Origin of the sequence: Chryseolinea soli, assembly GCF_003589925.1 — a bacterium.
GTDB lineage: Bacteria > Bacteroidota > Bacteroidia > Cytophagales > Cyclobacteriaceae > Chryseolinea > Chryseolinea soli.
This window is the reverse complement of sequence record NZ_CP032382.1, coordinates 249138-264494: the sequence shown is the minus strand read 5'-3', so window position 1 is coordinate 264494 and position 15357 is coordinate 249138. Positions and strand designations below refer to the sequence as shown.

The window sequence follows — 15357 nt, the reverse complement described above, 5'->3', positions numbered from 1 at the left end:
AGACAATACGATTATGAATCGCTATACAACATCAACCTTTGCTGCGCTGCTCGTGGGAAGTGTGCTAACTTCTTGCTTCAGCGACCTGGACACGGAGCCCTTGAACAAACGCATTACAACTTCGGCGTCGGTGTACAAAGATCCCGCGTCTTTCAAACAATTTCTGGCCAAGCTTTACGGCGCGATGACGCTGACCGGACAGCGCGGCGAATATGGTCAGCCCGAGATCAACGCGCCGGATGAAGGGACCACATCTTTCTTGCGTACGTATTGGAGTGCGCAAGAGATCACGACCGATGAATGCATCAGCGCTTGGGGCGATCCGGGTCTCACCGAGTTTCATGGTCAGAACTGGTCGGAGCAGAATGGCTATGTGCAACTGCTCTATCAACGCGTGTTCATCAACATTGCATATTGCAACGAGTTCATTCGCGAAGTGACACCCCGCATCGATGGGCTTTCGTCAAGTGAACAGGCCGAGGTGAAGATGTTTGTAGCCGAAGCCCGCTTCTTACGCGCCTTGTATTATTATTTCGCACTTGACCTGTGGGGCAATGTGCCATTTGTAACGGAAGCGGACGCGCCAGGCGCATTCCTGCCAAAACAAATTTCGCGCGCCGACCTCTTCGACTACATTCAAAAGGAGTTGGAGGCCATTGAACCCGCGTTGGCTGCGCCGGGCATGAACGAATATGCCCGTGCCGACCAGGCGGCTGCCTGGATGCTACTGGCCAAACTAAACCTGAACGCTGAAGTATACCGGGGTGCAGGCAATACCCGGTACACCGAATGTCTCACCTATTGCAACAAGATCATCAGCACCGGTAAGTATTCGCTGACCGGTCAATACAAAGACTTGTTCCTCGCCGACAACGACAGGCTGCGCAACGAAGTCATTTTTCCGATCGCGGAAGATGGGAACAGCGGCCGGGGTTATGGTGGTGTGACGTTCATTATTCACGCAGCGGTAGGCGGCTCGATGGATGCTGACGGCGGCTTTGGGATAGCTTCCGGTGGATGGTCAGGCAACCGCATGACCAATGCATTTGTCGACAAGTTTGCAGATCCTTCCGGCGACACTGATCACCGCGCTATTTTTTACACCAATGGACAAACGCTGGAGATCGATCATCCCACGGTATTCACCGAAGGCTATCTGTGCGCAAAGTTCAAGAACCTGACCTCGACCGGGGCAAAAGGCCAGAACCCCACATTCGTGGACACCGACTTCCCGTTGTTCCGCCTGGCCGACGTCTACCTCATGTATGCCGAGGCGGTGAAACGCGGCGGCAGCGGTGGCGACCTGAACACCGCCGTCGACTACGTCAACCAACTCCGCACGCGCGCTTATGGAAACACCGACGGTAACATTGTATCGGCCGACCTAACCCTGCCCTTTATTTTGGATGAACGCGGCCGCGAGTTGTATTGGGAAGCACAACGCCGCACCGACCTGATCCGCTTTGGCGTGTTTAGCGGCGACGTGTACCTGTGGGATTGGAAAGGAAACGTAAAAGATGGTGCCAGCACGCAAACGCACTATGCCATCTTCCCGATACCGGCATCGGATCGTGCCGTGAATACTAACCTGGTACAAAATCCTGGATACTAATGAAGAACAAGATGAAACCCATATCTATACTGGTACTCGCATTTCTCCTGGTGATGGGATGCGAAAAAGATGAAACGAAAGCCGTATTGAATCCGAATGCCACACCACCCCAGATCACGGAGGTGAAAGAAGGCTATGTCGGTGTGATTACGGAAGAAACGACTACCGACACGTTAGTTTTCGAATGGAACAAAGTCGACTACGGGGTGAGCACGGAAGTGAGCTATGTGCTGGAGTTGGATTCGGCTGGTCGCAACTTTGCCGCGCCCATCGTGCTGGCCACCACGGCGCTTGATTCCGTGGGTTTGATCCTGGGCGATATCAACACGAAGCTGATCGATCAATTGAAGGTGACGCCCAACGTGGCGTCGTCCCTGGAGCTTCGCGTTCGGGCGTCCGTGAACAGCAAGTTTCCGGCGGTGTCGCCGGTGGTGAAGATCAAGATCACGCCGTGGAAAGCAGCCAAGCCCGCCACGTTATGGCTACCCGGTGGTTACCAGGGATGGAACCCCGGAAATGCGCCGGTGATTGTAGCGGTGAGCGACTTTGTGTTTGAAGGTTATGTGTACATCGGCAGTGGCACGGCTTTCAAGTTCACCTCTTCACCGGATTGGGACCATATTAATTATGGCGACTCGAAAACCCCGGGCAAACTCACCACCGACGGTCTTGCCGACGGCTTGTCGCTGCCCGTGCCCGGCTATTATAAATTTAAAGTCGACACGGACCAGCTCACCTATCAGATCGACCTCATCCAGACATGGGGTGTAGTCGGTGACGCCACACCGGGTGCATGGGCGAGCTCTACCGCCATGACCTACAACCAGGCGAAAGACACCTGGAGCGTCACCCTGAATCTGAAGAACGGTGCGCTGAAATTCAGGGCCAACGACGGTTGGGATATAAACTACGGCCCGGCCAACAGCAATGATTTTGCGGGAACGTTGATCCAGACCGACGCTGCCATCAGCATACCGGAGGAGGGTAACTATACGGTGACGATCGATCTCAGCAAGTCGAAGGCGCCATACGCGTACACCTATACCGTAAAGAAAAATTAATTCGGGGAGAGCGATCGCGTTTGTTGCTGACGAAGGCGATCGCCCCCTTCCATAAACGAACTGAGTGAAGGCCTGCGGAAGGTAAACGTCCGCGTGAAGGCTCATGTGCTTTTTGTTCGTTACAATGACTTTGTAAAATGCTTAACTTTATTTCTGCTTTTATCATGATGAAGAAACTGTGTGTTATCGTGTTGATGATGTTCTCGTGCAGCACGGACAAAACCGATCCCGCGCCGGTAACACCGCCTGTTGACGACTCGCCCAAACAATACGGCGTTCCTTTCGCCAACGTACCCACCACACAAAACATCGTGATGTATGAAGTGAACCCGCGCGCATACAGCACGGCGGGAAATTTTCAAGGCATCATCGACCGGCTCGACAACATCAAGGCTCTTGGTGTGAACACGATATGGCTCATGCCGATCTATCCCGTGGGACAAGTGCGTTCCGCGGGTGGATTGGGGTCGCTATACGCGGTGCAAAATTATCTTGAGGTAAATACGGAATTTGGAAACCTCGACAAACTGCGGGAGCTCGTGCAGAAAGCGCACGACCGCAACATCGCCGTGATCCTGGATTGGGTGGCCAACCACACCTCGTGGGACAATGTGTGGATGAAGAACAAAACGTGGTATACGCAAGATGCCTCCGGCAACATTATCATTCCGCCTGGAACCAACTGGCAGGATGTTGCCGAGCTGAACTACGACAATAGCGACATGCGCAAAGCGATGATCGCGGCTATGAAGTACTGGGTACTCGAGGCCAACGTGGATGGCTTTCGCTGCGACGCCGTAGATTTTGTGCCGACCGATTTTTGGAAGCAGGCCTTGGATGAGTTGAAGGCCATCCCGAAAAGAAACCTGATCCTCTTAGCCGAGGGGGGCAAGGCGGATAATTTTACGGCCGGCTTCCAGATGAACTATGCGTGGGACTTCTACAACAATCTAAAGCAGGTGTATGAAGCGAACAAATCGGCCTCCTCCATTTTTGCGACACACCTTGCCGAATACAACAGCATTCCTGCTGGCGGGCGCAAGCTGCGTTATACTACCAATCACGATCAATCTGCCTACGATGGTACCCCTGTGGAATTATTCGGCGGAACCGGTGGAGCATTGTCCGCTTCCGTGGTAACGATCTTTACCAGCGCCGTGCCCATGCTCTATGGCAGCCAGGAAGTAGGGCAGGCTGAAAAGTTGCCGTTCTTTACCCGTGACCCGATCAACTGGACGATGAACCCCGCCATGCTGGCAGCCTATGAAAAGCTTCTGGGGATATACAATAGCACAACGGCTTTCACTTCGGGTGCACTGCAATATTATAGCGACGACAACATCGCCGCGTTCAAACGCACCAGCGGCACCGAAGAATATCTCATACTTGCCAACGTCCGGGGAGAATCGAAAGAATATGTCCTCGACGCCAGCCTTCAAAACTCAACCTGGACCAACGTCCTGGATAACTCTTCCGTTACGCTCACAACTAAGGTGACCCTCGGTGGCTACGGGTATCTGGTTTTGAAGAAGTAGCGCGTGAAGGTTTGAACCGCCCACCTTCGCTAAAGTTCCCGTCTTCGCTAAAGCTGCGACGGGCAAGTCGGCGAGTAAAGAAAGGCGCCAAAGAATGCAAGGGAAATACAAGAACAGCCTTTGCGGCACCTTTCTGTACCCGTTGAAGCTTTGGCGAAAGCGGGGCGGTGAAAAATGCTATCCGTTTGTCAGCTTTTCCGGCATAGATTCTCCACCTCAATCCAACGAATTCAGCGTCACCCAATACCGGAATGCCACCAAAGCCTTATCGAGTTTCGACAACCGGGTAATATCCCGCTGGCTATACCGGGGAAGGATCGCCTTGTTGATGCGGGCGAGGAGTTTGAAAAAAGACTTTTTCATGTGGACGAAATTAGCATAGAATATTTTAATAAACACCGGCCCCGGAATAGGAGCCATCGATAGTCACGATTTCTTGACGTTGAATGCTACAAAAAATTCCGGACAACGTCTATCTTTGGTTGCGACAAAAGAACCTCTATGGCCTACAATGAAAAACTTGCGGATAAAGTACGGGAAGCCCTGGCCGATCAAAAGAAGATCGAAGAAAAAGTAATGTTCCGCGGCGTTTGCTTTATGGTAAACGGAAAGATGTGCATTTGCGTAAGCGAAGATGAATTGATGTGCCGCGTTGGCCCGGACGCCTACGAAGAAGCCCTGGATCAACCCGGATGCCGCCCCATGGTCCACGGCACCCGCACGATGAAGGGATTCGTATTTGTAGGCGATGAAGGATTCCGCACAAAAAAGAAGTTCGACTATTGGGTAAACCTGGCGCTGGCTTTCAACAAGGAAGCGAAAGCGGCCAAGAAAAAGAAGTGAACCAGGAGCCAGAATCCAGGAGTCAGAATCCAGGAGTTTTTATTTAAAACATTTTTCAACTTCGAACTACTGTGCTTTCAACTTTTGATCTCTGACTACTGGATTCTGACTACTGATTACTGGCTACTAACTACTGGCTCCTGGCTCCTGACTCCTGACTCCTGAATACCGCCTCCCAACTTTCCCAACATCCTCGTATCTTCGTCCAAGCAACCCCCATCCCATGAAGCTCACTGACATCGCTCGCTTGCGTCTTCATCATCAACAGATCTCCCAACAATCTTTCACCAAGCCGCAAGACGTTGTCCGCTGGCTGGTTGCCGTGCAGGCGCAGGACTATCTCAACTCGCTGTGGGCCGTGGGACTGCGGTTAAAAAATGCGCGGGATCAGGACATCGAACAAGCTCTTGTCGACAAGACTATCGTACGGACGTGGCCGTTACGGGGAACGATTCATTATACGTCTCCCGAAGACGTGCGCTGGATGCTGAAGTACCTTGCGCCCCGCGTCATCACGCGGTATGGCACCGTGCACCGCCAGGTTGGGTTGGACGCTAAGACGCTTACTAAAGGCATGAAGGTGTTTGCCAAGGCGCTGGAAGGTTCGGCGCCACTGACCCGTCCGGAATTATACGACGCTTTGGGTCGTGCAAAGATCAACACGGGCGAGCAACGCGGTCTTCACATCCTGGTCTACAGCGCGCTTAAAGGTCTGATCTGCGTGGCGCCTCGCCGGGGTAAACAACCCACCTTTGCGCTATTGGACGAATGGCTGCCGGCTACGAAAATGCCGGATCGGGAGGAGGCGCTGGCTTCGCTGGCAAGACGGTATTTTTCCAGCCACGGTCCCGCTACCGTGCAGGACTTCGCCTGGTGGTCGGGTCTCACCGGCACCGACGCACGGAAATATTTGGATGCCGTAAAAAAGGAATTCGAAGAAGCCACCGTGGAGGGACAAACCTATTGGTTCAAACCCGTGGAAGGAAAATTGAAATCGGCGACGGGTGCTGTATTCTTGTTGCCGCCCTATGACGAATATACTGTTGCTTACAAGGACCGGAGTGTTGTGTTGGAAGATGCTCAGGCGGCGTCGACCGGCAATGGGATCTTTCGCCCGGTGGTGATCTCGGGCCAACGCGTGGTGGGAACCTGGAAGCGCACCCGGAGCAAAAATCTATTCACCGTAGAGACCGACATCACACCGCCGTTTCCCAAAGCAAAACAAGAGACCCTGAAGAAGGCCCTCAAACACTACGGCAGGTTTGTTAGCATCGACGTAGAGCTGTCCTGAACGTTGCCCGGCAGCGGACGTTCCTGGCCGGTAGTGCGCAGCGGGGCGGGTGAATTTGGCTGAAAAGCCGTTTTCTTATCTTGGCATACTTTTGTCTCCGTCCATCCTAAACCTGCTGTCCTATGCTGAAACATTATCTTCTCATCTCCTGGCGGAACATTGTCCGGAACCGGTTTTACTCCGTCATCCTCATCATGGGCCTGGCGGTGGGCATTGCTTCATCGCTGATGTTGGGTATGTATGCGTACGACGAGTTGACCTACGACAACTTCCACGAAAAGAAGGACCGGCTTTTCCTGGTAGGCGTCGACAGCAAGGAGGGAAGCGACGAAGGGAGATCAGGATGGACCACACCTCCGACCGGACCGGCCCTAAAAGAATTCTTCCCCGAAGTAGAAGTCGTTACCCGACTTTGCTTTTGGTTTGACGACGTGGTTGTTACCCGCGGCGATCAAAAGCATGCCGAAGATCATATCCTGGGAGCAGACTCCACCGTGTTCGACGTGTTCACCATCCCATTCCTGCAAGGCAACCCGAAGACCGCACTGCGGGAACCCAACACGGTTGTCATCACCGAGAAAACCGCGAAGAAATATTTTGGGAACGAAAATCCAATCGGCCAAACCATTCTGTTCGATCAATTCTTCCATGAATGCAAAGTGACCGGCGTAGTAAAAGACTACCCGACTAACAGCCACTTCACGTTCGACTTCCTGATTTCTCTCAGCTCCTTCAAGAGCATCGGCTTCGATTTTACCGACAGCTGGACCAATCATACCTTCAGCACCTATGTCGTGTTGAATAAAAATGCCAACCGGCAGCATGTTGAAAGCCGGATGCCCCAATTTATAAAAGCGTATTATGAGCCTTACCTGGTGAAGCGCTATGGCAAGACCTTGAGCGAAATATACCGGGGCAACGATCACTACGATCTTTTCCTGATGCCGTTGAAGGATGTTCATCTCAGCACGATGATCTTCGAGAACCAGGAAGGAAAACAGATGCTCACCTATGCGTTGGTGGCCATTGCCGTGATCATCCTGGTGCTGGTAAGCATCAACTATACCAACCTCGCTACGGCGCTTTCGCTCCAGCGCACAAAAGAAGTAGGCATTCGCAAGGTGACGGGAAGTCGCAGCGGTGCATTGTTCATTCAGTTTCTTTTGGAGTCGGTGCTGATCGCGTTCATCGGGTTGCTGCTGGGGATCGCGATACTGGAAGTGAGCTTGCCTTTCTTCAATGCCCTTTCGGGGAAAAGCCTGCACGTGAACTACGGCAATCCGCTGATGCTGCTGGCCTTGGTTGGGTTTGCTGCGATGCTGGGGATTTTGTCGGGTTTCTACCCGGCGCTTTCGTTTGCTTCGTTCAACCCGGTTCGCGCTTTGAAGGGGCGTGCCATGATCAAGGGCAATCGCGAATGGCTGCGCAGCGGGCTCGTTATTTCCCAGTTCACCATTTGCATCGTCATGATCGTGTGCACCATCGTGGCGTATAAACAACTGCAGTATATGACCAGCCGAAACCTGGGATTCGCAAAAGATCACCTGGTGGTATTGAAACGTCCCGGCGGTCTGGGCGACAACCGGTCGGCATTCAAAAATGAATTGCTAAAACAACCCGGTGTGCTAAACGTCAGCTATGTGAATACCACACCCGGCCGCCACTTCGATGGACACGGCCAGCATTTCGCAGGCACGCCGAAAGATGAGACCCCGACGGTGTTCCCGCTGGTGGCCGACGCCGACGTCCTGGAAACGCTCTCCCTGAAAATGGTCCAGGGGAAGACCTTTACGGCCGGCGAAAAACCACAGGCCATCCTCAACGAGGCTGCTGTAAAAGTCTTGGGCATGAAAGAACCGCTGCAAGAAACGATCGACCACGGGACACTCGGTGACATGGACGTTAACATTGTGGGTGTGGTGAAAGACTTCCACTTTCAATCCTTCCACCATGCCATCGAACCCATGGTGATCTTTTTCCGCAACGGCGATCTGCGCAAAACGGAGAACGACGCCAATTATATTTTGGTGAAGGTCAAAGGCACCGACTTGAACGCCACGTTGCAAAGCATTGAAAGGACCTGGAAGCAATTGTCGAACGGCTATCTTTTTGAATATTCCTTCCTCGACGAAGACTTCAATAAATTGTTTGCCCGCGAGCAAACGACCGCCCATATCTATACGGCCTTCTCGGTGATCGCCATCGTTATTGCCTCCATCGGCTTACTGGGTCTGGCTTCTTTTTTCACGGCGCGGCGCACAAAAGAGATCGGCATCCGCAAAGTGGTGGGCGCATCTATCCTGAGCATTGCTGCCCTGCTTTCGCGCGATTTCATGCGCTGGCTGGTGGCGGCCACTTTGTTGGGGTCGGCGTTGTCGTTTTATTTGATTCAACAATGGCTTAGCAATTTTGCTTATCACACACCCCTACAGTGGTGGGTCTTCGTGGCGGCCGGTGCGTTGGCTCTGTTCGTCATGATCGTGGCGCTGGGTGGGCATATCTTCCAGGCGGCCAAACGCAATCCAACCGAAGCCTTGCGAACGGAATAGCGCGCGATTGATTATATTTAGCGCGTAAACCCCACAAACTCTCTTATGAAAATTCTTTCCGCGATCGCCGGCCTTTCGGGGCTGACCCTGATTTGCTTTGCCTGTCAGGTAAAACAAACAGAAACTTCAACGGCTACGACCGATACACTCGCCAACGACACGGCGATGACAGAAGCGGATATTGCCGAGCTCGTTGAAAATGATACCACTGCGAACGATTGCGTCCGCAGCGAACCGGAGCCTGTATTAAAGAAAGCCGTTTACCCAAATGAAACTTTTCAGCGACAACCCAACGGCAACGCTATAGAAGCAACCGACCTGGCAAACAACGATCGCCTCATCATCTATCACAAAGGATGTGAATATTACTGGCTCACGTTCCGCTTTGAGACCTCACGCTTTCAAGCCGACACGACGGACGTTCCCTACTGGATGGACAAGGCTGTGGGCTTTATGCGGGATATCCGCAAAGGCCTGGACGCCGGCGTTGACACAGACAATGGCACGGAGGCCATCGCTCGTTTGTTAAAAGAAAAGAAAACCGCTGAACTGACCGAAGAAATTGTTTTCCAGGAAGGATCGATCCGCAGTGCCGCCACCCTCGATCGCATACAGAAAATAGACGATGGCCACTATGCGATCGAGCTCTCGTTCTTTACAGGCCCCCTATGACCATCCTAAACCTACTGCCATGAAATTGAAGCTATACCAGATCGACGCCTTTACCGACAAGGTCTTTGGCGGCAACCCCGCAGCCGTTTGTCCCCTGCCACAGTGGCTTCCGGAGGACTTGATGCAAAAGATCGCCATGGAGAATAACCTGGCAGAGACCGCCTTCCTTGTGCCGGAGAATGGCCAGTATGCCATACGTTGGTTTACGCCTTCGGTTGAGGTTGATCTCTGTGGTCACGCCACGTTGGCGTCGGCCTATGCTTTATTTCACTATGAGGGGCACGCCGGCGATGAGATCCGTTTTCATTCCCCGCGCAGCGGACCGTTGAAGGTTACCCGGAAAGGCGCGCTGTTAACCCTGGATTTTCCAGCCGATGTTTACGCACCGGTGGCTTTGACGCCCCAACTGACGGACGGACTCAGCATCCGCCCCCGAGAAGCCTTCAAAGGCAAAACGGATTTTATGGTTGTGTTCGATTCGGAGGAGCAGGTGAGAAACGTGAAGCCGGATTTTCAAAAGATAGCGACCTTGCCGGGAAGGGGCGTGATCGTTACGGCGAAAGGCGACACCGTGGATTTTGTGTCACGGTTCTTTGCGCCGCAGGCCGGTGTGAACGAAGATCCGGTCACCGGCTCGGCACACACGACCTTGACACCGTACTGGGCTGGAAAGCTGGGCAAGACCACCTTGACAGCGCGCCAACTGTCGGCGCGGCAAGGTGATTTGCAGTGTCGCCTGGCCGGCCATCGCGTTGAGATCGGCGGATTTGCCAAGCCGTATTTGATAGGTCAGATCGACATCGAATAAACAGAATTCATATACAGATAACCTGGAGGTATCGTTAAGATAACCTAACGGTACCCTATACGCCGATGAGCGGACACGCACGGTATCACCCAAACGAAACCTTTACCGCAGAAAAAAGAATTTCACTTACGTCTCCGAGTTAAGATTATTGGTATATAATTATCCCGATTATATCGTAATCGTTTTCTAAGGCGCTGTGTTGGGCGATAATTTATGCCGGTGGTTATGCGTTCTACGTATAACTCTCTAATTTTACCACCGAATATGGAAGCGGAACTGGAGCGGACTATAACTACTTTGAGGCCGGATGGCAAGAAGGGGTTTACCATGAAACAACATTACTACGAATCGTTGTCGGCCTACATCCTGGGCAAGATAAAAGCACACGAAAATTTGACCATGCCCCAATTGCTGGAGTATGCCCAGCACGATCTTCCATGTGAGTCGCAAGACATGAAAAGCTGGTACGTGTTGCAGGTGAAGCTCGACCTCGAAGCGCGTGATCTGATCCGCACCACCAAGCTTCCTTACGACAACCGGGCGTATTTCCTAAAGATCACCCGAAAGGGTAAAAAACAAACGCTGGTCGCCGTGTAGTCGATCCCGGCCCATCGCACACGCACATACCCGCCCGCTACGTTACCCGTTAGATGTCATCGCCCACGGATTGGAGTTTTATCCATTGCTGATGAGAAATTGAAATCGCCTGGCAAAAAAATGTGCCTTCCTGCAGTGAATGGCCAAACTTTTTTGAGGTAAAACCGGTTGCCATCACCAGGACCGGCAACCTGCTTTGTGTTTTCGCCGGCCGTTAACATCTACTTAACCACCTTTACACATGACCTCCGAACAACTGATTCTGGAACTGACGCTCACCGCCTGGAAGGCACAATTGAAACGCGCCGACCAACTCTTTCAAAGCTTCACCGACGAACAACTGCAGAGCGACATCGCGCCCGGCAAAAACTCCGGCTTCTATCTGCTGGGCCACCTCACAGCCACCCACGACCGCCTCTTCGAATTGCTGGGCCTGAGCACCAGACTCCATCCCGAATTGGACGCCGCCTTCCTCTCCAATCCCGACAAGTCCGGTCTGCCCGTCCCTCCCGTTGCCGAGCTGAAGCAATACTGGACCGACGTGAACACAAAACTGAACGATCACATCGCCAAACTGCTGCCTTCCGACTGGTTGCAGCGCCACACGCAAGTGTCGGCCGAGGATTTTGTGAAAGAGCCGCACCGTAATAAATTGAATGTGATCATCAGCCGCACCAACCACGTGGCCTATCACCTGGGCCAACTGGTTTGGCTAAAAAAATAATGACAGCATAAGAAACTATGAATTTGGACTTACTGGAACAAAACAAAGCCGTCGTACGGCGCTTCAACACCGAGCTCATCGAGCAACTCAACGCCGAAACGTTTAAGACCATCATGCACCCGGACTTTATCAATCACACAGCCGCGCCGGGCGTCGATAAAGGTGTTGCCGGTATTTGGTACACCTTCGAGAAGGTGTTGCACGCCGGGCTCTCCAACATCAAGGTCACGATCTATGACCAGATTGCCGAAGGCAACAAAGTGACGACGCGTAAAACGATTAGTGGAAAGCACACCGGTACCTTCATGGGGGTGTCGGCGACGCAGAAGGAGGTTGTCATCAATGTCATTGATATTGTGCACGTAAAAGATGGGCAGTATTTTGAGCATTGGGGCATCAACACGCTGGGTGCCGTTGCAGCGATGCTGGCGAGCGAAAAATAAATTCAAATAGAAGTTGGAAGACGCAAGGTGAGCGCCATGAAGGGCGTTGATCTTGCGTCTTTTTTTGGCCTGTGGATGAACTGAAAATTTAAGACTGCACGTTATTCCGCCAGTAGAGGCACCGTTATTTTATAGAGAAAAGCAATCTACAACCGATGATGGACTACATCTGAATGCCTAGTTTAACACAAACCAGCAGATACTAACCATCCCAAGCTAGCCTCTGCGTGTTGTCCGCCTAGCTATGCGAAGTTAGCGGCATCCCCTCTACAGGGTATTTTTAAATGTTATTTAGAAATATTCCAATTTATCCCGATTCGCTCTATCATCTTTGAGCCGTTGTCCCAATTGCGTCAGGTTGGGATGGACAGTAGATTTTCCCATAAGGTTAGACTAGGGGCTCCGTTGGTCGCGGAGTCCCTTCTTTTGATCACGGGATGAGTAAGAAATTTGTGGAACGAAATCAACATGGTAAATCAATCTATCGATATGAAATCTGTTTATCTCTTTTTCTTTTTTATGACATGTGCACTCAGCACCTGGAGCCAATCGACAGGCTCGGTGCAGGGGACCATAAAAACTTCGGATGGCAATCCTGCGGAGCACGTGAACGTGAGTTTGAAGGGTACGGCGAAGGGCGCTGTGGCAGACCGGAAGGGCGGTTATGAGATCTCTCACATTGCGCCGGGAAGTTATACAGTGATCGCTTCGTTTGTGGGGCTAGAAAGTCAGGAGTCGTCCATTGAGGTGAAAGCGGGCGAGGCAACACGCGTTGATTTTATTTTGAAGGAAAACGCGCATCAATTGCAGGAGGTCGTGATCTCGGGCAGGCCCAAGCAGGAGAGCGTCTATGTTTCCAAGATGCCGCTGAAGAATATCGAGAATCCGCAAGTGTATAACGCGGTGTCTTCCGATATTTTAAGACAACAGGCCATCACCAACTTTGACGACGCGTTGAGGAACGTGCCGGGCATTCACAAACTGTGGGAATCTACGGGCCGAGGCGTTGGTGACGGGGCATCGTTTTATGCCTTGCGCGGCTTCGAGGCGCAGGCGACGATGGTCAACGGTTTGCCCGGCTTGACCAACGGCAGCCTGGATCCGGCGAACATCGAGCGCATCGAAGTGATCAAAGGTCCTTCGGGAACACTTTTTGGTAGCAGCCTCATTTCGTATGGGGGGTTGATCAATACCGTTACGAAAAGACCGTATGCAGGCTTTGGTGGCGAGGTGGGTTACACCGCCGGAAGTTTTGGACTGAACCGGGTGACGGCCGACATCAACACGCCCCTAACGGAAGAGGGCAACGCCATCCTGAGAGTGAACACGGCCTATCAATCGGAGAACAGCTTCCAGGACGCAGGCTTTCACAAATCATTTTTCGTAGGCCCCACGTTGTCGTATAAGGCCAGCGACCGCTTGTCGTTTCTCATTGTCACCGAGTTCATGCAAGAAGAAAAGACCAATCCAACCATGTTGTTCCTGGGAAGAGACACACCGCTTCAGTTTGCCAACCTGCAAGCGCTGAACTATAACCGGAATCTTTCCCTGACCAGCAACGACCTTTCGATGAAAAATCCGCGCTACAATTTGCAGGCGCAAATGAATTACAGGCTTTCTGATAAATGGACCTCGCAAACCGTGCTCTCCCGCGGCGTAGCAAAATCGGAGGGATATTATTCCTATTTGTATGACAACGAGAATGGCAAGGGTGAATTCGGCTTTTGGATCAGCAAACAACAAGCCCAGACGATCACGACCGACATTCAGCAAAATTTTGTCGGCGACTTTACCATCGGGGGGCTGCGCAACCGCCTGGTATTCGGCTTGGACTATTTCGATCGGAATATCATCAACGATGGATCAGGGTATGCGTGGGTGTACAACGTTACCCCACAAGGTGTCGTCAATTATGTTGATCCCTATACGGGTGTTGAGGCTGCACCCCGCTATTTAACGCGGCCGTCTATCGACTCAATTCTTGCTCCCTCCGGGACGAGCACCAGCAATTCCAAAGACGCAACCTACAGCACCTATATTTCCGACGTGATCAACCTCACCCCGGAGCTGCTCGCCATGGCCAGCTTGCGCCTCGATTATTTTGATACCGAAGGCGACATTGGCACCGACCAGGACGACTACAACCAAACAGCATTGTCGCCCAAGTTCGGGTTGTTGTATCAGCCCATTGTCGACCGCCTTTCGGTGTTTGCCAACTACATGAATGGTTTCAAGAACGTGGCCCCCATGCAAGTAGCCGATGCCGACGGAAGCAATCCGCACATCAAGGCGTTTCAACCTGAGCATGCCAACCAAATGGAGTTTGGGGTGAAAACAAACTTTTTGTCCGACCGGCTGAATGCGACGGTAAGTTACTATGATATTAAAGTAGACAACCTCGTAACGGGCGATCCGGCCAACATCAACAACAGTCTTCAGGGCGGCAAAGTGGAAAGCAAAGGTTTCGAGATCGACCTGAACGCAAACCCGGTGGAAGGCTTGAACATCATTGCCGGGTATAGCCACAACGAAAGCGAAGTGTTGGACGGCGACAAAGCCAATGTATGGTTGGAAACCGGCAAGCGCCCGATCTATTCAGGCCCCAAAGACCTTGTCAACGCTTGGGCTACCTACACGTTTAACGGTGGCGATTTGAAAGGTTTAGGGTTTGGCTTTGGCGGCAACCGCGTCAGCGACATGTCCGTTCTGGACAGTGATGTGACGGGAAAATTCGTGTTGCCGGGCTATACCGTTCTGAATGGGTCTGTTTTTTACAATGTGAACGGCGTGCGCATCGCCCTGAATGTAAACAATATCACCGACAAGGCGTATTACACGGGTTATTCTACCGTGAATCCTCAGAAACCAAGAAACGCTGTCATTAGCCTCTCCTACAAGTTCTGATGTCAAACACAAATGGATCTAACGTCGCCTACCCATGATCTTGACGGCCGCATGGACGCAATTGCTCGGATGCTATGCACTCTATACAACTTCCCAACGCGCGGTGTTGCCCGCTGACAAACTCAGCGTATGGTTGCAGCAGCATCGCCGGGTCGCGCGTTGGGTTGGGATAGTCTTTTGTGTCGCGGCGTTTGCGCTTTTTGTCGATGGACTGGGTTGGGGTGCGGGGATCGCGGCCGGTTGCGTGCGTGGATGACGGCGATAAGCTTTGTGGTCATACTTTTTCCCCGGCTTGTCAAACCGAAGCATGACGATAAA

The 15357-nt window shown here is 52.3% G+C and carries 14 protein-coding genes; 13 read left to right on the top strand and 1 reads right to left on the bottom strand.

Features of this window, described 5'->3' with window-relative positions:
* Positions 1-13 precede the first annotated feature (13 nt).
* The 3 genes from D4L85_RS00935 (at position 14) to D4L85_RS00925 (ending at position 4208) form a co-directional block, all read left to right on the top strand.
* Positions 14-1612, top strand: a complete 1599-nt coding sequence (locus tag D4L85_RS00935; protein WP_119752555.1) for a RagB/SusD family nutrient uptake outer membrane protein — start codon at positions 14-16, stop codon at positions 1610-1612.
* Entirely contained in the window at positions 1612-2673 is a 1062-nt protein-coding gene (locus D4L85_RS00930) for a SusE domain-containing protein (RefSeq protein WP_119752554.1), read from the top strand. The genes D4L85_RS00935 and D4L85_RS00930 overlap by 1 nt, the downstream gene beginning before the upstream one ends.
* Positions 2674-2837: 164 nt before the next feature.
* Positions 2838-4208: an alpha-amylase family glycosyl hydrolase gene (locus tag D4L85_RS00925; protein WP_160143463.1), complete on the top strand. Its 1371-nt coding sequence runs from the start codon at positions 2838-2840 to the stop codon at positions 4206-4208.
* A gap of 216 nt (positions 4209-4424) precedes the next feature.
* Here the strand turns inward: D4L85_RS00925 and D4L85_RS34625 are convergent, their stop codons facing one another.
* Positions 4425-4571, bottom strand: coding sequence for a hypothetical protein (locus D4L85_RS34625; RefSeq protein WP_174236138.1), 147 nt, complete (start codon positions 4569-4571; stop codon positions 4425-4427).
* Between the two features lie 138 nt (positions 4572-4709).
* Between D4L85_RS34625 and D4L85_RS00915 the strand changes: the two genes are divergently transcribed.
* The 10 genes from D4L85_RS00915 to D4L85_RS34290 all read left to right on the top strand — a co-directional run bounded on the left by D4L85_RS00915 (position 4710) and on the right by D4L85_RS34290 (position 15295).
* Positions 4710-5051 (top strand): TfoX/Sxy family protein, encoded by a 342-nt coding sequence (locus tag D4L85_RS00915; RefSeq protein WP_119752551.1) that lies wholly within the window; start codon positions 4710-4712, stop codon positions 5049-5051.
* Positions 5052-5274: 223 nt separating this feature from the next.
* On the top strand, positions 5275-6342 hold the full coding sequence (locus D4L85_RS00910) for a winged helix DNA-binding domain-containing protein (protein WP_119752550.1): 1068 nt from the start codon (positions 5275-5277) through the stop codon (positions 6340-6342).
* Between the two features lie 122 nt (positions 6343-6464).
* Positions 6465-8891, top strand: coding sequence for an ABC transporter permease (locus tag D4L85_RS00905; protein WP_119752549.1), 2427 nt, complete (start codon positions 6465-6467; stop codon positions 8889-8891).
* 45 nt (positions 8892-8936) lie between these two features.
* Positions 8937-9563 (top strand): hypothetical protein, encoded by a 627-nt coding sequence (locus tag D4L85_RS00900; RefSeq protein WP_119752548.1) that lies wholly within the window; start codon positions 8937-8939, stop codon positions 9561-9563.
* A gap of 19 nt (positions 9564-9582) precedes the next feature.
* Positions 9583-10371, top strand: a complete 789-nt coding sequence (locus D4L85_RS00895) for a PhzF family phenazine biosynthesis protein (protein ID WP_119752547.1) — start codon at positions 9583-9585, stop codon at positions 10369-10371.
* A 327-nt stretch (positions 10372-10698) separates the two neighbouring features.
* Complete coding sequence (locus tag D4L85_RS00890; RefSeq protein ID WP_160143462.1) at positions 10699-10968, top strand: DUF6958 family protein; 270 nt, start codon at positions 10699-10701, stop codon at positions 10966-10968.
* A gap of 241 nt (positions 10969-11209) precedes the next feature.
* Positions 11210-11692, top strand: coding sequence for a DinB family protein (locus tag D4L85_RS00885; protein ID WP_119752545.1), 483 nt, complete (start codon positions 11210-11212; stop codon positions 11690-11692).
* Between the two features lie 17 nt (positions 11693-11709).
* A complete protein-coding gene (locus tag D4L85_RS00880; RefSeq protein WP_119752544.1) occupies positions 11710-12135 on the top strand; it encodes an ester cyclase in 426 nt (141 codons plus the stop codon).
* A gap of 489 nt (positions 12136-12624) precedes the next feature.
* Complete coding sequence (locus D4L85_RS00875) at positions 12625-15039, top strand: TonB-dependent receptor (RefSeq protein ID WP_119758604.1); 2415 nt, start codon at positions 12625-12627, stop codon at positions 15037-15039.
* Between the two features lie 34 nt (positions 15040-15073).
* Positions 15074-15295 (top strand): hypothetical protein, encoded by a 222-nt coding sequence (locus D4L85_RS34290; protein WP_160143461.1) that lies wholly within the window; start codon positions 15074-15076, stop codon positions 15293-15295.
* Positions 15296-15357 lie beyond the last annotated feature (62 nt).